At 64.1% G+C, this 22548-nt stretch carries 21 protein-coding genes; 11 read left to right on the top strand and 10 right to left on the bottom strand.

All coding sequences use genetic code 11. The features are described from left to right. Positions 1-2 precede the first annotated feature (2 nt). Positions 3-1214 carry an ABC transporter substrate-binding protein gene (locus tag MTX19_RS27720; protein WP_280980225.1) on the top strand — a complete coding sequence of 404 codons (1212 nt, stop codon included), beginning with the start codon at positions 3-5 and terminating at the stop codon, positions 1212-1214. A 238-nt stretch (positions 1215-1452) separates the two neighbouring features. Here MTX19_RS27720 and MTX19_RS27725 read toward each other — a convergent pair whose 3' ends face one another. Then, positions 1453-2088: a TetR/AcrR family transcriptional regulator gene (locus MTX19_RS27725; RefSeq protein ID WP_280980226.1), complete on the bottom strand. Its 636-nt coding sequence runs from the start codon at positions 2086-2088 to the stop codon at positions 1453-1455. A gap of 251 nt (positions 2089-2339) precedes the next feature. On the opposite strand from MTX19_RS27725, the gene MTX19_RS27730 reads away from it, so the two are divergent. The 8 genes from MTX19_RS27730 to MTX19_RS27765 are packed head-to-tail and all read left to right on the top strand — an operon-like array spanning position 2340 to position 11097. Continuing rightward, complete coding sequence (locus tag MTX19_RS27730; protein WP_280985565.1) at positions 2340-3650, top strand: FAD-dependent oxidoreductase; 1311 nt, start codon at positions 2340-2342, stop codon at positions 3648-3650. Between the two features lie 5 nt (positions 3651-3655). Then, on the top strand, positions 3656-4510 hold the full coding sequence (locus MTX19_RS27735; protein ID WP_280980229.1) for an ABC transporter ATP-binding protein: 855 nt from the start codon (positions 3656-3658) through the stop codon (positions 4508-4510). Then, positions 4507-5301, top strand: a complete 795-nt coding sequence (locus MTX19_RS27740; protein ID WP_280980230.1) for an ABC transporter ATP-binding protein — start codon at positions 4507-4509, stop codon at positions 5299-5301. The genes MTX19_RS27735 and MTX19_RS27740 overlap by 4 nt, the downstream gene beginning before the upstream one ends. Continuing rightward, a complete protein-coding gene (locus tag MTX19_RS27745) occupies positions 5301-7235 on the top strand; it encodes an AMP-binding protein (RefSeq protein WP_280980231.1) in 1935 nt (644 codons plus the stop codon). Before MTX19_RS27740 ends, MTX19_RS27745 begins: the two co-directional genes overlap by 1 nt. Then, on the top strand, positions 7236-8108 hold the full coding sequence (locus MTX19_RS27750) for a branched-chain amino acid ABC transporter permease (protein WP_280980232.1): 873 nt from the start codon (positions 7236-7238) through the stop codon (positions 8106-8108). It begins immediately after the preceding gene. Then, positions 8108-9154: a branched-chain amino acid ABC transporter permease gene (locus tag MTX19_RS27755; protein ID WP_280980233.1), complete on the top strand. Its 1047-nt coding sequence runs from the start codon at positions 8108-8110 to the stop codon at positions 9152-9154. The genes MTX19_RS27750 and MTX19_RS27755 overlap by 1 nt, the downstream gene beginning before the upstream one ends. 33 nt (positions 9155-9187) lie before the next feature. Beyond that, on the top strand, positions 9188-10348 hold the full coding sequence (locus MTX19_RS27760; RefSeq protein ID WP_280980234.1) for an ABC transporter substrate-binding protein: 1161 nt from the start codon (positions 9188-9190) through the stop codon (positions 10346-10348). A gap of 2 nt (positions 10349-10350) precedes the next feature. Then, positions 10351-11097: an NAD(P)H-dependent oxidoreductase gene (locus MTX19_RS27765; RefSeq protein WP_280973577.1), complete on the top strand. Its 747-nt coding sequence runs from the start codon at positions 10351-10353 to the stop codon at positions 11095-11097. A 10-nt stretch (positions 11098-11107) separates the two neighbouring features. Here MTX19_RS27765 and MTX19_RS27770 read toward each other — a convergent pair whose 3' ends face one another. The 9 genes from MTX19_RS27770 to MTX19_RS27810 form a co-directional block, all read right to left on the bottom strand. Further along, a complete protein-coding gene (locus MTX19_RS27770) occupies positions 11108-12301 on the bottom strand; it encodes an acyl-CoA dehydrogenase family protein (protein WP_280980235.1) in 1194 nt (397 codons plus the stop codon). After that, positions 12298-13233, bottom strand: coding sequence for an alpha/beta hydrolase (locus MTX19_RS27775; protein WP_280980236.1), 936 nt, complete (start codon positions 13231-13233; stop codon positions 12298-12300). The genes MTX19_RS27770 and MTX19_RS27775 overlap by 4 nt, the downstream gene beginning before the upstream one ends. A gap of 1 nt (position 13234) precedes the next feature. After that, entirely contained in the window at positions 13235-13984 is a 750-nt protein-coding gene (locus MTX19_RS27780; protein ID WP_280980237.1) for an SDR family oxidoreductase, read from the bottom strand. 1 nt (position 13985) lies between these two features. Continuing rightward, entirely contained in the window at positions 13986-14780 is a 795-nt protein-coding gene (locus MTX19_RS27785) for an enoyl-CoA hydratase-related protein (protein WP_280980238.1), read from the bottom strand. Between the two features lie 104 nt (positions 14781-14884). Continuing rightward, positions 14885-15382: an aromatic-ring-hydroxylating dioxygenase subunit beta gene (locus tag MTX19_RS27790; protein ID WP_280980239.1), complete on the bottom strand. Its 498-nt coding sequence runs from the start codon at positions 15380-15382 to the stop codon at positions 14885-14887. Continuing rightward, positions 15382-16641, bottom strand: a complete 1260-nt coding sequence (locus MTX19_RS27795; protein ID WP_280980240.1) for a Rieske 2Fe-2S domain-containing protein — start codon at positions 16639-16641, stop codon at positions 15382-15384. The genes MTX19_RS27790 and MTX19_RS27795 overlap by 1 nt, the downstream gene beginning before the upstream one ends. A gap of 187 nt (positions 16642-16828) precedes the next feature. After that, positions 16829-17341, bottom strand: coding sequence for a hypothetical protein (locus MTX19_RS27800; RefSeq protein ID WP_280980241.1), 513 nt, complete (start codon positions 17339-17341; stop codon positions 16829-16831). After that, positions 17338-18396, bottom strand: coding sequence for a phosphotransferase family protein (locus MTX19_RS27805; RefSeq protein ID WP_280980242.1), 1059 nt, complete (start codon positions 18394-18396; stop codon positions 17338-17340). Before MTX19_RS27805 ends, MTX19_RS27800 begins: the two co-directional genes overlap by 4 nt. Then, positions 18396-19949, bottom strand: coding sequence for a long-chain fatty acid--CoA ligase (locus MTX19_RS27810; RefSeq protein ID WP_280980243.1), 1554 nt, complete (start codon positions 19947-19949; stop codon positions 18396-18398). Before MTX19_RS27810 ends, MTX19_RS27805 begins: the two co-directional genes overlap by 1 nt. A 203-nt stretch (positions 19950-20152) precedes the next feature. Between MTX19_RS27810 and MTX19_RS27815 the strand changes: the two genes are divergently transcribed. Together MTX19_RS27815 and MTX19_RS27820 are read left to right on the top strand one after the other, a co-directional pair. After that, positions 20153-21376, top strand: a complete 1224-nt coding sequence (locus MTX19_RS27815; RefSeq protein WP_280980244.1) for an ABC transporter substrate-binding protein — start codon at positions 20153-20155, stop codon at positions 21374-21376. 55 nt (positions 21377-21431) lie between these two features. Next, positions 21432-22547 carry a hypothetical protein gene (locus MTX19_RS27820; protein ID WP_280980245.1) on the top strand — a complete coding sequence of 372 codons (1116 nt, stop codon included), beginning with the start codon at positions 21432-21434 and terminating at the stop codon, positions 22545-22547. Position 22548 lies beyond the last annotated feature (1 nt).

Genomic DNA, 22548 nt, shown 5'->3' on the forward strand with positions numbered 1-22548 from the left:
TCTTGAATCATATCATCACCCGCACGTCGGCAGCGATTGCGCTGTCAGCCCTGCTGGCGACACCTGCCTTCGCACAGAAGGCCTATGGCCCGGGCGCCAGCGATACCGAAATCAAGCTTGGCCAGTCGACGCCCTTAAGCGGCCCGGCTTCCGCGTTCGGTGCAGGCGCAGGGCACGCTGTCGTCGGCTATTTCGAGATGTTGAACGCACAAGGCGGGATCAACGGCCGCAAAATTAATTTTACGCAGCTCGACAATGCGTATAGCGCGCCGAAGGCGGTCGAGCAGAGCCGCAAGCTGGTCGAGGATGTCGGTGTGATGGCCGAGGTCGGAACCATCGGAACCGCGCCCAATGTCGCGATCCAGAAATATCTGAACGGAAAGCAGGTGCCGCAACTATTCATCACTGCCGGCGGGCGCCGCTTCAACGATCCAAAAGCGTTCCCGTGGACGATCCCGCTCTACCCCGATTTCGAGACCGAAGGCCGCGTCGTCGCAAAGTACATTCTCACCGCCAAGCCAGACGCCAGGATCGGCGTGCTCTATCAGAATGACGACTATGGCAAGGATTATCTCAAAGGCATTCGCGCGGGCCTCGGCGCCAAGGCGTCGCAGATCATAGCGCAAGCTTCTTATGAGCTCACCGACCCCACGATCGATTCACAGATTGTCCAGCTGAAGGCAGCCGGCGTCGACACCCTGATCGAGCAGTCATCTTCAAAAGCGGCAGCGCAATCGATTCGCAAGGTCTACGAACTCAACTGGAAACCCCTGCACGTAATCGGTGGCTCGACGGCGTCGGTCGACACCATCCTGAAACCGGCGGGACTCGAGGCCTCGAAAGGATTGGTGACCACCCAATTCCTCAAGCAGCCCGGCGACCCGGCCTGGGCCAACGACGACGAGGTCAAGGCCTACAAGGACTTTCTCAAAGAGTACGCCCCTTCAGCAAATCCGGACGACTACTCCGTTCTGGTCGCCTATATGAACGTCCACGCTGTGACGCTGGCCTTGCGCAAATGCGGCGATCAACTGACCCGCGAGAATCTGATCAAGCAGGCCACCTCTCTCAACGGCGAACGGCTGCCGATGATGCTCCCGGGCATCTCGATCAGCACTAGGCCCGGCGACTACACGCCATTCAAGACGCTCCGGATCGCGACGTTCAATGGAACGAGTTGGTCTCTGACCGGTGAGCCGCTGTCGGCGGATTAGGAACTCAGGCGAAAAGCTCTCACGAGGTTTTTCGCCTGTCCCCGGAAGGCGCATCCGACCCTCAGGACCTATTCCGTCGGGATCGGTCACGTCGCCGATTGTGCGACATCAATATCCACGGTTGGAGCGCGTGACAGTTGGAACCCAATCAACTTGGCCACGCGGAATCTGGATCACGCCGCTGCGCTCTCTCGATTCAGGAGAACGGATAGCCTCACACCGACCGCACCTGTCAGCGCTACGCGCGCTGGCGCTGCGCTTGCATCCCTCCGTTGGTAGAAGCCGGCGCTGTGAATCCATAGAGAAACAGGTCCACCACCATATCGGCGAACTCTTTCGGATCGACTCCACCCTTCGGATCGTACCAGGTGTGGCTGAAGTTCAGGATGCCGAACAGCATCATGCTGTAGACCTTCTTGGTCCGCTTCACGACCTTGCCTTCCTTATCGAGTCGGATCAGAAGGTCCGAGATCACGTCGACCAGCTGGCGCTCCAGCGCCTTGATAGCATCCTGCTCGGTCTCCCCCAGGAACGACAGGTCATTCAAGATTACCCGCTGCTCGTCGCTAGAGCGCGCATTGAGCGCGACAATGGCCTGGATTGCGGCGCGGAACTGCTCCAACGTTGTCGCCTTGCCAGCCATCGATACCTCGACATCCGCGATCATCTCGTGAATGTGCGCATCGAGGATCGCGAATAGGATCGCCTCCTTGGACTCGAAATAATGGTACAGCGCGCCGCGCGACAGCTTGCAAGCATCCGCAAGGTCCGCAATCGAGGCACGCATATAGCCCTGCCGCGCGAACAGGCCGCAGGCGGTGGTGAGAATGCCCCGCTGGATTTCGTCGTAATTCTCTGAGCGCGTCCGCGCCATTACCGTCTCTCTCGTGCACCATCGGCGCCGCCGGAATCGGGCGACTTCCGTCCCTCTATACTACCGCCGCCCGGCGCTCTCCTCCCCTTTGCGGGCACCATCCACCAGAACTCTTCCATCGCTCGTGATGACGGGCGACCTGCGCCAAAAAATAATTTGAACGACCGGTCGGATTATATTATCGTGACCGTCATCAAGCAAGTGGATTGCGCATGCCGGGACCAACCCGGCGGCATCGAGGGAGGCTGCGCGTGGATGCTCATAAGGTCGATGCTGTCGTGATCGGAGCCGGCGCCGGCGGGCTGTGCGCCGCGGCGCGTCTCGCCCATGGCGGGCTGCATACGCTCGTCGTCGACGACAAGGACCGGCTCGGCGGCCGCGCCTCGACCGAGGAGATCGACGGCTTCAAGGTCAATATCGGCGCGATCGCGATCGAGTTCGGCGGGGTGTTCGAGGAGACCTTCCACACTGTCGGCGCGCCGCTCGATATCCGGGCGCCGGAGCCCGCGAGCTCGTTCTTCATCGACGGCAAGGTGATCGATGTCGGCCGCGGCGGCTGGTCGCTGCTGCTCGGCCAACTGACCAAGCAGGCCTCGCGCATCCTGGAGAAATTCGCCGACGCCCGCTCCGGCAACCTGCCCGACGGGCGGCAATCGACCGAGGACTGGCTCAAGGGCTACACCAGCAACGCCACGGTGCATGCGCTGTTCCGCAACCTCTGCGCGGCGATCTTCGCCTGCAACGCCGCAGAGCTTCCGGCGCGCGCCTTCCTCACCTATTTCACCAGCAAGGGCGCCTTCAAGAAGTTCGGCTTCTGCCCGCAGGGCACGATCGGCGTCTGGAACAGCCTCGGCAGCGCGATCAGACGCAATGGCGACATCTGGCTCGGCACGCCGGCGACGACGATCCACACCTCGAATGGCAAGGTCGAAGGCGTCACCGTGCTGCGCAACGGCGAGAAGATGCGGATCGACACCGATCTCGTCATCAGCAATGCGGGACCGAAGGCCACCGTCGCGCTGGCCGGCAGCGCGGCATTTCCGACGGACTACATCGCGAAGGTCAAGAACGACCTGCGCCCGGCCGCCAATATCGTCATCAATGTCGCGAGCCGTGAGCCGCTGATCAATCATCCCGGCATCGTCACCTTCGGCAAGACGCGCCGGCTCTGCAACATGGCGAACCTCAGCGCCACCTGTCCGGAGCTCGCACCACCTGGTTGGCACCTCTATGTCGCCTATGCCGTGCCGGTGCCGGCACTCGGCGATTTCGACTCCGATGGTGAGGTCGCGCTCGCGCTCGAGGATCTACGCGAGCAATTCGCGAATTTCGACCAGGCGAGGATCCTGTCGATCCGGGTGATGCGCGACGACTGGCCGGCGCAACGCAGCTGCGCCGGCTACGATCTGCCGCGCGAAACCGGTGTCGTGGGCCTGTGGTGCGTCGGTGACGCGGTGAAGAAATATGGCAATGGCGGCACCCAGGCTTGCGCCGAGACCGCCAAGATCGTCACCGATGCGATCCTCGCCGCGCGGCCGCGTCGCTCAGCCGGCCGGGTCTGAACGCGATGCCGACGACCATCCCGCATCCGACGCCGCAGGCAGCGCCACAGGCCACGCCAGCGCCGGATGCCCTGCTCGAATTCCGCAACATCCGGATCGTCTACGACAACGCGATCGAGGCGATCCGCGATGTCTCGATCGCAGTGCCCGAAGGCAGCATCGTCGCCCTGCTCGGCTCCAACGGCGCCGGCAAGTCGACGCTGCTGAAGGCGATGTCCGGCATCCTCTACACCGAGGAAGGCGTGATCGAGAACGGCAGCATCCGTTTCCGCAATGACGAGGTGCATCGCCTCGCGCCCGACGAGCTGGTCCGCCGCGGCATCGTGCAGGTGCCGGAGGGCCGCCGCGTGTTCGCGGCGCTGACCATCGACGAGAATTTGCAGATGGGCGGCTACACCAGGACCGGCGCCGAGGCGCGCGAGCGCCGCGACAAGGTGTTCGCGCTGTTTCCACGCCTTCATGAGCGGCGCGACCAGATCGCGGGCTACATGTCCGGCGGCGAGCAGCAGATGCTCGCGATCGGCCGCGCGCTGATGACCGATCCCGTTCTGCTGGCGCTCGACGAGCCGTCGCTGGGCCTCGCACCGCTGATCATCGACCGCATCTATGAGGTGATCGTCCGCCTGCGCGACGAGCTGAAGATGACGGTGCTCTTGGTCGAGCAGAACGCGCAGCGCGCGCTCGACATCGCCGACTACGGCTACATCCTGGAGACCGGCCGCGTGGTGCTCGACGGCACGGCAAGAAAGCTGACGGCCAACGAGGACGTCCAGGAATTCTATCTCGGTGTCGCCTCTACGGGACGCAAGAGCCTGCGCGACGTCAAGCATTACAAGCGCCGCAAGCGGTGGCTGTCGTGACCGCGCTGCTTGCGATCGAGAACCTGTCAAAACGCTTCGGCGGCCTGCAGGCGGTCGCCGATGTCAGCCTGCGGGTCGCCCCTGGCGAGATCTGCAGCGTGATCGGCCCGAACGGCGCCGGCAAGACCACGCTGTTCAACATGATCTCGGGCGTGCTGCGGCCGAGCGCAGGCCGCATCACCTTCGACGGCATCGACCTTGCGACCATTTCGCCCTGGAAGTTCGCCGCCGTCGGCATCGGCCGCACTTTCCAAAATCTCGCGCTGTTCAAGCACGGCACCGTGGTCGAGAACATCCTGACCGGCCGCCACCCCCATCTGCGCTCGACCGTGCTCGACGCCGTGGTCTTCTTCGGCCGCACCCGCAAGGAAGAGATCGCGGCCCGCCAACGCGTCGAACGCATCATCGAATTCCTTGAGATCGAGCATATCAGGGATGCCGTGGTCGGCACGCTGTCCTATGGCCAGCAGAAGCGCGTCGAACTCGCCCGCGCGCTCGCCTGCGAACCGAAACTGCTGCTGCTCGACGAGATGGTCTCCGGCATGAACCAGGAGGAGACCGAGGACATCGCGCGCTTCGTGCTCGACATCCGCGACGAGCTCGGCATGACCGTCTTGATGATCGAGCACGAGATGCGCATCGTGATGGACATCTCCGATCGCATCCATGTGCTCAATTTCGGTCGCAAGATCGCCGAAGGCACGCCCGACGAGATCAGGCGCGATCCCGCGGTCGCGGAGGCCTATCTCGGCGGCCAGCGCGCCGAGGCGATGGCAAAGGCAGGCGCGTGATGTCGACGCTGGACAGTTTTCGCACCGTTCATCCGCCGTTGCAGGCCAGTGCCCCGCGCAGTGCGCCTGCGGCGGGCGCCGATGCGTTCCAGGCGGCGCTCGAGGACGCCGCCATCACCATACCGCAATTGCTGCGGCAGCGCGCCGCCATGCATGGCGAGGCGCTGGCGCTGCGCGAGAAGGATTACGGCATCTGGAACCCGTATTCCTGGCGGCACTATTACGAAACGGCGCGCGCGGTCGCGCTGGGCCTGCTCTCGCTCGGCATCAAGCCCGGTGACCGTGTCGCCATCGCCGGCGAGAACGCGCCGGAATGGTTCTACGCCGATCTCGGCACCCAGATGATCGGCGCGGTTGCGGTCGGCATCTATCCGACCAATCCCTGGGTCGAGCTGCAATATATCGTCAAACATTCGGGCGCCCGAATTGTCGTCACCGGCGACCAGGAGCAGACCGACAAGGTGCTCGACGCGATGGCCAACAATGGCGGCCTGCCCGATCTTGAGGCCATTGTCTGCATCGACATGAAGGGGCTGCGGCACTATCGCCAGTCGGAACTGATGTCGTTCGCGGCACTATGCGAGCGCGGCACGACATTTGCGAGAGAGAACCCGGAGGCCAACGCCACCCTCGACCGCCTGATCAGCCAGGGTGCGCCCGACGATGTCTGCATCCTGGTCTACACGTCGGGCACGACGGGCCCGCCGAAGGGCGCGATGCTGACCCATCGCAATCTCGTCTACGCCGCCTATGCCTATGCCAAAACCGTAGGGATCGCCGATAAGCCGTTCGAGGCGGTGAGCTATTTGCCGTTGTGTCACGTCGCCGAGCGCTGCTACGGCACGGTGACGCATCTCGTGCTCGGCGGCACCGTCTCCTTTGCCGAATCGATCGACACGGTCGCGATCAACATCCGCGAGATCGCGCCGACCTTCTTCGTCGGCGTGCCGCGCATCTACGAAAAATTGCAGCAGGGCTTCCTGTTCCGCCTCGGTGAAAGCGGCAGGCTGCGGCAGAGTTTTACAAGAGCGTGCCTTGCCTGGGGCCGTACGCTGTCCGACCGTCGGCAGGCCGGCAAGGACGGGCGGCTCGATCGCGCCGCGTTCGGCGTGCTCTATCTCCTGATGTTCCGCAATTTGCAGCGTCATCTCGGTTTCGCCTACAGCCGTCATCGGCTGTGTGCCGGCGCCTCGATCTCGCCGGAGACGTTGCGCTTCTTCGACATCATCGGCCGGCCGGTGTCGCAGGGCTATGGGCTGACCGAGAGCGGTGGCGTCGCTTTCATCCAGACCGCAGACCATCACCGGATCGGCGGCTGCGGCGTGCCCTTGCCGCGGACCGAATGGAAGTGCGATGCCGACGGCGAGATCCTGCTGCGCAACCCCGGCGTCTTCAAAGGTTACTTCCTCGACGAGAAGGCCTCGACCGCTTCGCTGGAACAAGGTGGCTGGCTGCGCACCGGCGACATCATCGACATCCTCGACAATGGCGAGATCGCCGTGGTCGACCGCAAGAAGGCGATCATCATCACCGCCGGCGGCAAGAACATCGCGCCATCGGAGATCGAGAACGCACTGAAGGATTCCGAGTTCATCAAGGAAGCGATCGTCGTCGGCGAGGCCAAGAAGTATCTCGGCGCCATCATCCAGGTCGATTACGACAATGTCGGCCGCTGGGCGCGCGACCGCGCGCTGGCCTATACCAACTACAAGTCGCTGTCGCAGCTGCCGGAGGTGCACGAGCTGGTCGAGCGGATCGTGGACGAGACCAACAAGCGGTTCGCCCGGGTCGAGAACATCAGGCGCTTCGCCATCCTCGAGAAGGAGCTCGACCACGACGATGGTGAGCTGACCGCGACGCAGAAGGTACGCCGCGCCATGATCGAGAAGAAGTTCGCGCGCGAGCTCGCCATCATCTACCAGACGGAGGGCTGAATGCAGTATCTCATCCAGCTCTTGATCTCCGGACTTGCGATCGGCGCGATCTACGGCCTGATCGCGATGGGCTTTGCGGTGATCTACAAGTCGACCGGTCTGGTCAATTTCGCGCAGGGCGAGATGACCATGATCACCGCCTATATCGCCTGGACCATCTCGACCACGGTCAACGGCAATGTGTTTGTCGTCGCAATAGGCGCCATCCTCGCTGCGGTCGTACTCGGCCTCGTCATCGAGCGGCTGGTGATGCGGCCGATGCTTGGCGAGCCGGTGTTCGCGACCGTGATGGTCACGATCGGGCTCGCCGTGATCCTGCGCTCGGCGATCAACTTCATCTGGGACGCCTACCCGCACGGTCTCGATATCGGCATGGGCCGCGGCATCGTGCATCTCGGGGGCATCGGCGTGCGCACCGGGCAGGTTGCCGTGATCGCGACGCTGCTGGTGCTGCTCGCCGCGATCTGGGCGTTCTTCCGCTACAGCAAGGTCGGCGTCGCGATGCGCGCGGTCGCGGCCGACGACCGCACCGCGCTCCTGATGGGCATCAGCGCAACCAAGGTGCACGCGCTGGCGTGGGCCGCGTCCTCCGTGATCGCCGGCATCGGCGGCGTGTTCTTCGCGCTGTCCTACGATCTGTCGCCGGCGATGTTTCAGCTTGGGCTGAAGGCGTTTCCGGCCACGATCTTGGGCGGCCTCGACGCCGTGCCGGGCTCCGGCCTCGGCGGCCTCCTGATCGGCATCACCGAAAACCTGGCCGGCGGGTATCTCGGCTCCGGCATGAAGGAGGTCGCGGGCTTTGCCATGATCATCGTGGTGCTGATGATCCGCCCGTTCGGCATCTTCGGCGAACGCGACATCGAGAGGGTCTGATGCGCACCGGCGATTACAAGCAGACCTATGGCGAACTGGTTGCGCTGATCGATTCTCCGCCGGTGTGGCTGTGGTCGGCGGTGCTGCTGCTGGCGCTGATCGCGGCGCCTTACCTGCTGAACTCCTACGCGCTGTCGTTACTGATGATCATCCTGATCACGGTGACCGGCGCGCTCGGGCTCAACATCCTGACCGGCTACACTGGCCTGATCTCGCTCGGCCATGTCGGCTTCCTCGTCACCGGCGCCTATGCCTATGCGGTGCTGGTGTCCAAATATCAGATGCCACCGCTGGTCGGCTTCCTCGGCGCCGGCGTGGTGCCGGCGCTGGCGAGCCTGATCGTGGGCGCGCCGTCGCTGCGGCTGAAAGGGCTCTATCTCGCGATCACCACGCTCGCCTTCTCCTGCATCATCAACACCGTGATCCTGGAGATGCGCTGGCTCACCAATGGCGCCCGCGGCATTCAGATACAGCGGCCTGAAATCTTCGGCATCAGCTTCGATAGCGATGCCGCCTTCACCTATCTCTGCCTTGCAATCGCGGCGCTGACGCTGCTTGCAACGCTCAACATCCGCCGCAGCCGGGTGGGCCGTGCCTTCGTCGCGATCAGGGATAACGATACCGCGGCCCGCGTCATGGGCATCAATCTGCACGCTTACAAGCTGTTCGCCTTCGTCACCTCGGCCTTCATCACCGGCATCGCTGGCGCGCTCTACGGAATCTATCTGTCCTTCGTCAGCGTCGAGGGCTTTCCGTTCCTGCTCTCGATCGAGGCGCTGGCGATCCTGATCGTCGGCGGGCTCGGCTCGGCGCTCGGCGCAGTGCTCGGTACCATCCTGATCGTGCTGCTGCCGGAGGCGACCAGGCTCATCTTCAGCCTGTTTAGCGCGCAGATGGACGCAGCGTTCACGACCGGCGCGCAGGAGCTGAAGAGCATGCTCTACGGCCTCGTCATCATCCTGTTCCTGCGCTTCCAGCCGAGGGGGCTGGTCGGCGCCTGGCACGACATCAAGCGGGCCTGGGTCCATTGGCCGCTGCGCTACTAACCAAAAAAGACGCAACACCATGAGGAGGAGACAATGATCAAACATCTGGCGGCAGCCTCGCTGCTGCTGACCACCGCCTGTCTTGCCGCCGGCCCGGTTCGCGCCGCCGATCCCGGCATCACCGACACCGAGATCCTGATCGGCGACGTCGAGCCGCTGACCGGTCCGCCGGCGCTGCTCGGCGTCGCGGCCTCGATCGGCCACAAGATCGCGATCGCGGAGGCCAACGCCGCCGGCGGCATCAACGGCCGCAAGATCAAATATGTGCTGGAAGACGACGGCTACGTCACCGCGCGCACCATCCAGGGCGTCAAGAAGGTGATCGACGTCGACAAGGTCTTTGCGATGCTCGGCATCTCCGGCTCGGGCCAGTCGATCGCTGTGATGCCGGTGCTGGAGAAGTCCGGCATCCCGACCGTGATCGACGTCGCGCCGGTCAAGCACCTCTGGGAGCCGCCACGCAAGAACGTGTTCGTGATCGGGCAATCCTACGAGGAGGGCATCGTCCACCTCGTCAACTTCCTGGCCGACAAGAACCCGAGCAAGAAATGGGGCCTGATCACCCAGGACGACGATTACGGCATCACGGTCCGCGACGGCTTCGACTCCGTCGTCAAGACGAAGAAGCTGAACGTCGTCTACAGCGGCAATTACAAGAAAGGCCAGCAGGACTTCTCGTCCGACATGCTGCAACTCAAGGATTCCGGCGCCGAGGTGTTCCTGGCCGGCGGCATCATCGCCGAGAACATCGCGATAATGAAGGAGATCGAGAAGCTCGGCATCAAGCCGGTGACCGGCATCTTCTGGCCCGGCCGTATCGAGCCGGTGCTGAAGCTGATGGGCCCGGCCGGCGACGGCATCTATGCGGTCGACTATGTCGAGTCGTTCGCGGGCGCGGCCGGCAAGGCGTTCCTGGAGAAGGCCAAGCCTTTGGTGTCGGAAGCCGAGTTCAAGGGCATCAACCGCTACACCATAACCGGCTATGCCGCGGCAAAGGTGTTGATCGCGGCGATCGAGCGCTGCGGCAAGCAACCGACCTGGGCCTGCACCATCTCGGAGCTGGAGAAGACCAAGAATGTCGAAACCGGGGTGATGGCGCCGATCAGCTTCGGCCCCGGCGTCCGCTTCTCCAACCAGAAGCTGCAGATCATGCAGGCCGATACGGCCACGCTCAGCTTCAAGCCGGTGGATTAACGATGAAGGTCCTGATCGTCTTTGCCCATCAGGAGGCGCAGTCGTTCAACACCGCGCTGCTGGCGCGGTCGGTGGCGGAGCTCACCGCGCTCGGGCATACGGTCAGGATCTCCGATCTCTATGCCATGCGCTTCAACCCGGTGGCGACCGCCGAAGACTTCGGCGAGCGGCGGTTTCCCGACCGGCTGCAGTATGACCGCGAGCAGAAATACAATCTGCAACATGGCACGCTCAGCGGCGACATCACGGCCGAGATCGAGAAGCTGTTGTGGTGTGACCTGCTAATCCTGCAGTTTCCGCTGTGGTGGTTCTCCGTCCCCGCCATCATGAAGGGCTGGATCGATCGGGTATTCGTCAACGGCGCCGTCTATGGCAGCGGCCGCCGCTACGACACCGGCGGCCTCGCCGGGCGTCGAGCGATGGTCGTGACCTCGACCGCGGCCTATCCCGGAATGTGCGCGCCGGACGGGCTGGTCGGCGCACTCGATGTGGTGCTGTGGCCGATCCAGAACGGCATGCTGGCCTATGCCGGCTGCAAGGTGCTGCCGCCCTTCGTGTCGTACTCGGTGAATTTCGTCGACGAAGCGACACGGCATCGCTATCTCGAAGACTACACCGAGCGGCTACGGCAGCTCGAGACCACCGAGCCGCTGTTCTTCCATCCGCTGGCGGATTTTGGCGAGGACTGGCGGTTGAAGCCGGGCATCGCCGCGCAGGCGGTCGGCCAGGGCAAGCCGTCAGCGCCGTAAGGATCGGCCCTCACATTCGCTTGGCAACTTCTTCCAGCATCACCTCGGTGGCACCGCCGCCAATCGTCAGGACGCGCGCGTCGCGCACCATGCGCTCGATCGGGGTGCCGCGCATGAAGCCGCTGCCACCATGCAGCTGCAGGCAGCCATGCACCACCTCGTGCAGGACCTCCGGCGACAACGCCTTCACCATCGACACTTCGCGGAGACATTCCTTCCCGGCCGCAGCGAGTTCGGCGGCGTGATAGGCCAGCGCCCGCGCGGCAGCCGCCTTCGCGGCGAGCTGGGCGAGCTTCATCCGCACGCCCTGCTGGTTCCAGAGCGGGCCGCCGAATGCCTGCCGCGCCTTCACATAGTTCGTCGTCAGCTCGATCGCCTTGGCGGACTCGCCGGCGCAGATGCCGCCGATGCAGATCCGCTCGTTCTGGAAGGTTTCCATGATGCCATAGAAGCCCTTGTTCTCCTCGCCAAGCAGGTTCTCCGCCGGCACCCGCACGTCCTGGAAGCCGAGCTCGGCGGTGTCCGAGCAGAGCCAGCCATGCTTGTCGAGCTTGGTCGCCGTGATGCCCGGCGTGTTGCGCTCCACGATGAACAACGAAATGCCGCGACTGCCCTTAGCACGCGGATCGGTGCGCGCGGCGACGATCAGGATGTCGCCATAGACCGCGTTGGTGATGAACATCTTGGCGCCATTGATCACCCAATGATCGCCGTCGCGCCGCGCGCGCGTCTTGAGGCCGGCAACGTCCGATCCGGCGTCGGGCTCGGTCACCGCGATCGAGCAGACCGTCTCGCCGCGGACGATCGCGGGCAGATATTTTCGCTTCTGCTCCAGCGTGCCGCGCAAGCTGATGTGCACCGCCGACATGTCGGTGTGCACGAGAATCGACGAGGTGAAGCCACCGAAGCTCGAGCGTCCGAGCTCCTCGGCGAACACCATCGAGGCCAACGGCCCCATGTCGGTGCCGCCATATTCGGCCGCATGGCGCATGCCGAGGAAGCCGAGCCCGCCCATGCGGCGGTAGATCTCGCGCGGGATCTTGCCGTCGCGCTCCCACGCCTCGGCATGCGGCATCACTTCCTTCTCGACGAAGCGGCGGACCTGCTCGCGCAGCATGCGCAGCTCCTCGGGCAGATTGGGCGGCTCCGAGAAATGGAATTCGGTCTCAGCGAGCTGGCGCGGGTCCGACGTCATGACGTTCATTGTGGCGCCCTCTCTTGGCCGATGTGAAGATGGTTGCGCAGGAAATTCGCCAGCGATGCGATCGCCTCTCGCGCCTGCGGAATCTCCGGGAATAGCTGGAACACGTGGATCATGCCGTCCCAGACCTGCAGCTCGACGTCGACGCCGGCGGCCTTGGCACGCGCAGCGAGCTCCGTCGAATCGTCGCGCACGGTCTCGCGGTCGCCCGCCTGCACCAGCAGCGGCGGCAGACCGGCGAGATCGGCGTAGAGCGGCGACGCGAGCGGATCATGGGGATCGCCATCCTTGCCGAGATAATTCTTCGCCAGTGCCAGGATCATCGCGCGCTGGTGGATCGGATCGGCCTCGGCCCTGTTCTTATAGCTTGCGCCCGTCGCGGCGAGATCGGTCCAGGCCGACATCAGCGCGCCGGCGGCGGGGAGCGGCCAGCCTCGCTCGCGCGCCGCCAGCATCGCGCCGAGTACGAGATTGCCGCCGGCCGAGTCCCCGGCGAAGGCGATATCCGCCGCGCGCAATCCCTGATCGCGCAGATATCGATAGGCAATCAGCGCATCATCCAGCGCGGCCGGAAAGCGATGCTCCGGCGCAAGGCGATAGTCGATCGCGAGCACGCGGCAGCCGGATGTATCGGCGATTCGCGCGATCAGGTCGCGATGCGAGGCGATCGAACCGATGCGGAAGCCGCCGCCGTGAAAATAGAGGATCGCCTTGTCGCGCGGTGCGTCTGATGGCACGAGCCATTCACCGTCAACGCCACCGGCCAAGACGGATTGGCACGTCACCTGTACCGAGCAACTGGCAAAGGCCGAGTCCCAATCGCTACGCATCTGCGCCACCGATGTCTCGCGGCTCCAGCCGCGATAGATCGCGCGCAAGCGCTCGATCGCACGTTCGACCGGATCGATTGCGATATCGTCGCCCGCGCTGCCCATCTCAGCCGCCGATGCCCATGCCGCCGGACACGCCGAGCGTCTCGCCGGTGATATAGGCCGCCTGGTCGGAAGCCAGGAACAGTGCGGCGGCCGCGACCTCCTCCGGCTCACCGAGGCGGCCGAGCAGCGTCGCGCCAGTCATCGCCTGCAGAATCTTGTCACCGCCCTTGGCCACCGCCTGCTCCAGCATCGGCGTGCGGATCGGTCCCGGCGCGATCGCGTTGGCGGTGATGCGAAACCGCGCATTCTCCCGCGCGATGCTCCGGGTGAAGGAGATCACGCCGCCCTTGGCCGCGGAATAGACCGCGCCGCCCTTGGAGCCGAGCCGCGCCGCTTCCGAGGTCACGTTGATGATGCGACCGAAGCGCGCCGCCTGCATCGCCGGCAGCGCAGCATGCGTGCAGGCGAGCACCGAGGTGAGGTTGACCGCGATCAGCCGCGCCCAATCGTCCGCACTGGTGTCGGTGAAGAAGGCATGCTGATCGATGCCGGCATTGTTGACGACGATGTCGAACGGGCCGTCCTGCGTCATCACGGCTTGCACCGCCGTGGCATCGCTGACATCGAGTCCCGCGACGTCAGCCCCGGTCTCCCGCGCGAGCGCCGAGGCTGCGGTCACATCGAGGTCGGCGATCACGACCCTGGCGCCCGCCCTGGCAAAGCTGCGGACAATCGCAGCTCCAATGCCGCGCGCGCCGCCGGAGACGAAGGCGCGGCGGCCGTCGAGGCGCCCGAATGGCAAGGTCGCCACCTCAGCGCCCCGTGAATACAGGCTTGCGCCGCTCGATCACGGCCGCCAGCCCTTCGCGGGCGTCGGCCATGCCCGAGAGCTCGGCAACCGTGCGGGCTTCTTCCGACAGGCACTGCTCGATACTTGTGCCGGTGCCGGCCCAGACCAGTCGCTTGGTCGCCGCCAGCGCCTTCGGCGCACCGGCCGCGAGCTCGCGTGCCAGTGCAAATGACGCATCGGCAAGCTCCGCGTCGGGCACGACCTTGGTGACGATGCCCATCTGCAGTGCTTCCGCAGCCGGGATCACCGGGTTGGTCAACAGGATCGACATTGCCCGCCGCAAACCGACCAGCCGCGACAATGTGACGGAGACGCCGGCATCCGGCGCCATCGCCACCCGCGTCGCACCGGCGAGGAATTTTGCCGACTCCGCGGCGATCACGATGTCCGAGGCGCAGACCAGGCCGAAGCCGCCGCCGCCCGCCGCAAAGCCCTGCACCGAGGCGATCACCGGCGCCTCGAGACGCAACAAGCCGGTCACCGCATTCTGCAGATAGGCGGTGGCCTGCCGGATATAGTCCGGCAGCTGCTCGCCCTTGGAAGCAAAGGCGCGGACATCGCCGCCGGCGCAGAAATTGGTGCCCTCGCCGCTCAGCAGCACCACGCGCAGGTCCGGATGGCCGTGGCACACCATGATGGCGTCGCACAGCGCGCGGAGCAGCTCGGCGCTCATGCCGTTGGCAGCATCAGGGCGGTTGAGCCGCAGCCGCGCGATGCGGTCGGTGATGTCGAGCAGAATGGGGCCCTTGTCGATCATGGCGAGACCTTCCCCTAAAGCATGATCCGGAAAAGTGTGAAGCGGTTTTCCGGACAGATCATGCACAGAAACAATGGTCTAAAGCGCGATGAAGTTATCGCGCTTTAGACCAGGAATGACAGCGTGTAGATCGCCTTGTCGTTGTTGACGAGGATGACCTTCTTGTGGGCCATTCGCAATTCGCCGTCGACATGACGGAGCCGGTATTCGTTGCGGGCTGCCCACAGCGTGTCGTCACGCAGGCTCGACTCGAAAATCAGGCTGTTGCTGGCGACCGCGATGTCGCCATCGTCAGGCTGCTCGTCCATCAGTTCGATGTTCGAGATCAGCCGGCGCAGGTTCGACTGCGGCGTCTGGGTGAAGTGTTTGCCGGTCATCAGCTGGCGGACGCGCAGCGCAATCCGCGAGCGGTTGTCGTAGATGATCGACATCTGCCGCTCCGGGTCGATGTCGACGCCGTTGGCCGGCACCCAGTAGACGCCGTCGTCCGTCCAGAGCTTTTCCCAGGCCTCATATTGATGCTCGTCCTGCAACCGCGCCTCGCGATAGAGGAAGGCGGTGATGGCGCTCATCAATGTGGCGCCGCTCTCACGCGACAGCATCAGGCCGGCTCCATCAGCTTGCGATAATGGGTCCAGATGCCGCGCGACGGCACCTCGTCGGTGACGTGGCCGACCGTGAAGCCGAGTTCGTCCTGCCGCTCGCGCTTCTCGCCGCGGCCAAGGAAGATCCATTCCGGATTGCGCGCCAGCACGCCGCGGTGGCAGCGCTCGTACATTTCGGAATCATCCGCGAGAAGGAAGCCGGCCGGGCCGACCGAGCCCATGGTCTGCTGGCGCAGCCTTCGGTTCAGATCGGGCGCGCCCTTGAATTGCAGCGCGGTGACGTGCTGCACGCTATCGTCGACGCCGAGCGGCTGGATCACGAACATCTGGATCTCGGCGATGAACAGGTTCGGGAAGATCATCACATGCGGCGTGCCGTCGATCATGATTCCGCGCGCCGCGGTATCGCCATAGGCGGCCTTCATACGCGTTGCGTAGTCCGGCAGCCGCTCCTCACTGGTGCCAAACCAGCTCATCGGCGCATCGCGCTTGCGGAACTCGGGCCGCAGGTCGATCTCGGTATGGCCGTTACCGTAATCGCGCGTCAGCGCGGTCGAGGCGCCGCCGTAGAGCTTGCCGATCATGCTGTCGGCGACACCGAAGATCGAGGTGTGGACGAAGGCCGGGTGATAGCCGTCGCATTCGTTCTCCAGGATGAACTTCCAGTTCGCCTTGACGCGGTGCTTGAGGAATCCAGCTGTGATCTCAACCTCGCCCTCGGGCGAGGTGCGCACCAGGCGGTCGATGGTCTCGGCCGCGCCGCCGAGATGCTCCTTCAGGGTCGGGCCATCCGCCGCGAACGAGCCGAACACGAAACCGCGATAGGACTCGACGCGCGTCACCCGCCCGAGCGCGAGTTGCGACTTGTCCTGCCCCTCGTAACCGTCAGGGAAGGCATAGCCGACCAGGCGGCCGTCATTGGCAAAGGTCCAGGAATGGAACGGACAGGTGAACGAGCGCGCATTGCCGCGCTCGTAGGAACAGACCTGGTTGCCGCGATGCGAGCAGCGGTTCAGCAGCAGATTGACCTTGCCCTGCTCGTCGCGCGTCATGATCACGGATTGCGGGCCGATCGACTTGACGACGTAGTCGTTCGCGTTCGGCACCTCGCTCTCGTGCCCGACATAGACCCAGGTCCGGTACCAGATGTACTTGAGCTCGGCTTCGAAGATCTCGGGATCGGTGTAGAGCGATCCGTGCACCCGGTCGGGCCGGATCAGCCGCTCCCATGGCGAGACGCCGGTCATCATGTTCATCGCTCCGTCTCCGTCGCCGGCCGCTTGCCGCGGACGCTTTCCTTGGTCGTCAATAATAATCCGAATGACCGTTCGATGAATTAATAGCACGGGTGCTGTAGGCCGGCAAGCTTCTTTCCGAACACCGCAGCCAATCCCGGAGCAGCATGCAATGATGCAATTCCGGGTAGCCGGCGGCGCAGCCGTCTCAACCCTGTGCGGCGCCGCCGTCGCGTTCGCCGCCGCCTGCGATCTGCTGCAACATCGACTTCGGCGTCGTCGCAAGCTCGATCTTCAGCTGGTCGCAGATCGCACGGCGCAGCAGGTGCTCGATCTCGGTCGCGACAGCGCGATTGACCGCACGCGCACCCTCGCCGCTCGCCCAGAGCAGAAGTTGCCCCAGCCGCCGGTCGCCATCGTCGCGCAATCCTTCGATCGCAGCAGCATCGGAGCTGTCGTGCGGGATGCGTGGGGTAGCCGGGATCTCGGGATGCGTCATGCCATCGGCCAATCGTTTGACCGCCGCAAAAGTATGATCCTGCAGACGCACCTGATCGAGCAGCGGCCCAGCCTTCCAATCGGCGGCGAGCTTCAGCCCGTTCAGCGCATAGATCGCGGAAAATACCTGCCCGCGGACGAAATCGTCGTTGCTGTTCGGCACGACGTGGCTCTTCAGTGCGTCGATGATGCCGTCGATCAACCGCTCGAAGGATGCACTCATGCTGCAGCCTCCAGTGCACGCTCGAAGGCCCGCACGATCGAGGGCATTTGGCTTGCCATCACCGCAAGGCGCATGTCGTTGAAGCGATCCACCTCAAACGCACGCACCGCGCACATCTGGATCGCCGCGGCCTGATACAGCGCATAGGCCTCGTAGAAGGCGAGGCTTTTGTCCGAAACCGGAATGCCGGAGGCGCGCTGATAAAGATCGATCACCTCCGCGCACTCGAGCACACCATAGAGCTTGCGGCTTCTGGCGTTGAAGGTCGGCATCATTGCCCAGGCCAGATCCTCGTGGGGATCGCCCAGATGAGTGAGCTCCCAATCGAGAATGGCGGTGATCCGCCCCTTGTGCTCGATGAAATTTCCGATCCTGTAGTCGCCATGCACGATGGTACAGCGCGGCGGCTGCGGACAATTCTCGTGCAGCCAGCGCCCGCCCCAGTCGAGCAGCGGATAGTAGCGCGCCGTCGGACGGGCGAGCGAGGCGCGCCAGCCGGCGATTGCGCGCAACTCGGCACGCTGTTCACCTTGTTGCAGCGATGCAAATGGGGTTGCACCTGGGTCGATGCGGTGCAGCGATGCGAGGATCTTGACGAACTGCCGGGCAATTGCGCGCTTGTGGTCCGGATCGAGCTCGCTCGCTGCCCAGGGCGCGGGAACGTCGCCCTCGACATGCGCGCAGATGAAGAAAGGAAAGCCGATCTCGGCGCCATCCTGCTCTGATGACACCAGCGTCGGCACCGGAACATTGCTGCCGACCAGCGACTGCAGCGCATAGACCTGAGGCAGCACCGAGTAAGGCGCAAATAACCCGCTTGGAGGACCGACACGCAGGATCAGCTTGCGATCTCCTTCAGCCGCAGAGCGCGCCACGAAGGCGAAAGTGATCCAGGAGAAGCCCGACGATTTGCGGCCGAAGCTGACAATCTCCGTCCGGCTCCCGGATACCCGCGACAGATGCTGAGCGAGCGCCGTCCGCACCGCATCGTCATTCACTACGGCGGGACGAGCGAGCTCCGGCGCATCGTCGGATCGTTTCGTAGCCTCCCGCATCAATTGACCGACCTCGTATAGCCCTGCCACTTCTCCTCGCGCAGCGCCGACTTCATGATCTTGCCGGAGCCGGTCAGCGGCAGCGGCTCGAGGCGGATGTCGACCGAGCGCGGACATTTGTAGCCCGCAATCAGGGTGCGGCAGTGCGCGATCACCATTTCAGAATCGAGGCGCTTGCCGTCCTTCGGCACCACGATCGCGTGCACCGCCTCGCCCCATTGCGGATCGGGCACCGCAATGACGGCGCATTCCTTCACATACTCATGCTGGAAGATGGCGTTCTCCACCTCGCCGGAATAGACGTTCTCGCCGCCGGAGACGATCATGTCCTTCAGGCGATCGACGATATAGACAAAGCCGTCCTCATCCATCCAGGCGCCGTCGCCGGTATGCAGCCAGCCATTGCGCAGCACGCGGGCGCTTTCCTCGGGCTTGCGCCAATAGCCGAGCATCACGCCGGCCCCGCGGATCGCGATCTCGCCGACCGTGCCGCGCGGAACTTCGTTGCCCGCCGGATCGATGATGCGGATTTCGACACCAGGCGCCGCCCGCCCCGCCGACTTCCGCTTCCCCGCCAGCGGCCCTTCGAGCGCGTGATATTCCCAGGGCAGGATCGTCGCGAGTGCCGCGCTCTCGGTCATGCCGTAGCCCTGGTGGAAGCGCCAGCTCGGCAGCACGCGCATTAGCTTGACCAGCAGCGCGTCCGGCATCGGAGACGCGCCATATTCGCAATCCTTCACGCTGCTGAGGTCATACGTCCCAAAGGACGGATGATTGAGCATCATGTTGAGCATCGTCGGCACGAAGAGGCAGTAATCCACCTTGTGCTCGGCGATGGTCTTCATCGCGAGTTCGGGCTCGAATTTCGGGATGGTGACGTGAGTGCCGCCCACAAGCGTGAGCGCGATCATCGGCGATGTGCCGGCCAGATGGAACATGCCGGCTGAGTGCAGATACCTGGTGTCTTCGCGGAAGCGCAGCGCATAGATCCAGACCAGCGATTCATAGATGATGTTGGCGTGCGACAGCATCACGCCCTTGGGGAAGCCGGTGGTACCGCCAGTGTAGAAGATGCCGGCGAGATCGTTGTAGGCGCCTGAGGCATCCTCGACCGGCGCGTGCGCAATGAGCTCGTCGTACCCCTGCATGCCTTCGGGGACCAGTCCCTCGTCGAGATAGATCATCGCAGTGAGTGATTTCGCGCCGCGCAGCGCGGATCCGATCTGGGCAAAGGCCTTGTCGACCAGCAGCAGCTTTGGCGTGGAGTCGTCGATCGCGTAAGTGTTCTCCGCGACCGCCCAGCGCGTGTTGAGCGGCACCGCGACCGCGCCGGCCCAGGCGATGGCATAGAGCGCCTCGATATAGAGATCGCTGTTGAGCGCGAGGATCGCGACGCGATCGCCGGCCTCGACGCCGAGCCGCTGCAGTCCGCCCGCGGCACAGGCAACGCGGCGGCCGATCTCCTTCCAGCTCCGCGACCGTCCGGCATGGATGGTGCCCGGTAAATCTTTGCGTAACTGCACCGCCGAGATGAGCGCCTGCGTCAGCTTCATGTTTCCTCCTCGCCGTCATGCGGCCGCGCACGCCCGCGGATGTTTCCGTCATGCGTGAGGCCGATAACGCTGCCCGGAGATTCTAGTTGATAATCCGGACAGACGGTCTATTATTACACGACCAACGCGACGGGTAAAGCCCTTGAAGGCACCGCCGCCGGGATCAACGAGCCCCGCAAAAGAGGGCGTTATGGGAGGGGAAGATGCGGAAGCCAATCGTCACGCTTGCAGTGTGGGCGTTCGCGCTCACCGGCGCGCTCGGAACAGCGAACGCCCAGAAGGCCTATGGTCCCGGGGTCAGCGACACCGAGATCATCCTCGGCGCCAATGCGCCCTACAGCGGACCGGCGTCGATCTATGCGAGCTTCCCGAAGACCATGCTCGCCTATTTTGCGATGCTGAACGAGAAAGGCGGCATCAATGGCCGCCACATCAACTTCCTGACCCGCGACGACGCCTATAGCCCTCCCAAGACGGTCGAGGTGACGCGCGCGCTGGTCGAGAACGACAAGGTGCTCGCGATCATGGCGCCGTTCGGAACGCCGACCAATGCCGCGATCCAGAAATATCTCAACAGCAACGAGGTCCCGCAGCTTCTCGTGCAGAGCGGTGGAACGCGCTGGAACGACCCGAAGCAGTTTCCCTGGACGACGCCCTACTCGCCGACCTACGTCAACGAGTCCCGGATCATTGCGCGCTACGTCCTGCGCGAGAAGCCGGATGCCAAGATCGGCGTGTTGCTGCAGGCCGACGACATCGGCAAGGATTTTGCGCTCGGTCTGAAGCAAGGGCTTGGCGCCAAGGCCGACACCATGATCGTCAAGGAAGCGATGTATCAGTCGACCGAACCGACGATCGACTCTCAGATCGTGAACCTGAAAGCATCGGGCGCCGATACCATCCTGATCGCGGCGCAGAACAAATTCGCCTCGATGGCGATCCGCAAGATCCACGAGCTCGGATGGAAGCCGCTGATCTTCCTCGGCTCGACCGCTAATTCGATCGCCGGCGTGCTGGTGCCGGCGGGCATCGAGGCGTCGACCGGCATCCTCACCACAACCTCCTACAAGACGCCCAACGATCCGGAGTGGGCCAACGACAAGGGCATGACCGACTATCTCGCGTTCGCCGCGAAGTACATGCCGGGGATGGACCCGAACGATGTGATCGCGGTGACCGGCTACACCACAGCCCAGCTCGGCGCGATCATCTTGCAGCGCTGCGGCGACAATCTCACGCGGGAGAATGTGCTGAAGCAGGCCACCAATCTCAGCGGCATCGAGCTGCCGATGCTGCTCCCGGGCATCACGATCCAGACCACGCCGCAGGACTACGCTGCGATCACCGAGCGCCGCTTCGCTCGCTTCGACGGCAAGACCTGGGTGCTGTTCGGCGACATCGTGGGCGCGGGCCCGGCGAAGGACTGACTCCGCGCTACGCATCCAACCGACCGAACCGGCTCAAAGACTAAGGATAAGAACAATGTTGACAGCCCAGGACGATCTCATCGGCCACCAGACGCCAGAGCCGTATGCCAAGGCAGGCGGCGGCGACGTCCGCTTCACCGAGCGCTACTGGTACACCGCGCACCCGATCGACGGCAGCGAGCTGCTGATCGATATCGGGCTCGGCTACTACCCGAACCGCAACGTGATGGACGGCTTTGCCGGCATCACTATCGGCCGCCGCCAGCACAATTTCCGTGCCTCGCGGCGGCTCGGGACGCGTCCGCTGGAGACGGAGGTCGGCGGGCTCAAGATCGAGATCGTCGAGGGCATGGGCCAACACAGGCTGTCACTTGCCGAGAACCTGTCCGGCATCAGCTTTGAGCTTGAATTCAAAGCGAGCTTCCCCGCGGCGCGGGAGAAGCAGAATTTTCGTGAGCGCAACGGCGTCGTCGAGGAAGACCTCTCCCGCGTCTCGCAATTCGGGCGCTGGCGCGGCTGGATCGCGGTCGATGGAAAGCGCTACGTCATTGAACCCGAGTTGTGGTGGGGCCAGCGCGACCGCTCCTGGGGCTTGCGCTCGGAGATGCGAACCGACGAAACGCGGCCGCCGGTTGCGACCCATCGCAATTTCTTCTGGACCTGGTCGATGTTCCAGTTTCCGCAGTCGGCGCTGTCGATCTTCATCAAGGAGCGCACGCCCGGCAAGCCGCATTACCTCTCGGGCACGGAGTTTCGCCGCGAGGCGGACGGATCGGTGTCGCATCGCGAGGTCACGTCGGTCGAGCACAACATCGAATGGGCCGACGATCCGCTCGGTCAAACCATTTCGACGGCCGACTTCACCTTCACTTTCGATCGCGGCGAGCCGCGGCGCGTCAGGATGCACGGATTGCCGACCCGGTTCTATCTCAAGGCCGGCATGTACGGCGGCCTGCAAGGCTGGACCCATGGCGACGACCGCGGCGAGAATCATGTCGGGCACGACATCTGGAACCTCGACGATGCCGCAACCCGCGCCATCGCGCGTACGCTGTCGGATCATGTCGTCCGGCTCGAGAGCGGCAACGAGACCGGATTTGGCATCAGCGAATATGGCGTTGCCGCCGGCTATCCGCTCTATCAGGGACCGCAGAAATTCCCGGCCATGTGAT

Origin of the sequence: Bradyrhizobium sp. ISRA464, from assembly GCF_029910095.1 — a bacterium.
Taxonomy (GTDB): domain Bacteria; phylum Pseudomonadota; class Alphaproteobacteria; order Rhizobiales; family Xanthobacteraceae; genus Bradyrhizobium.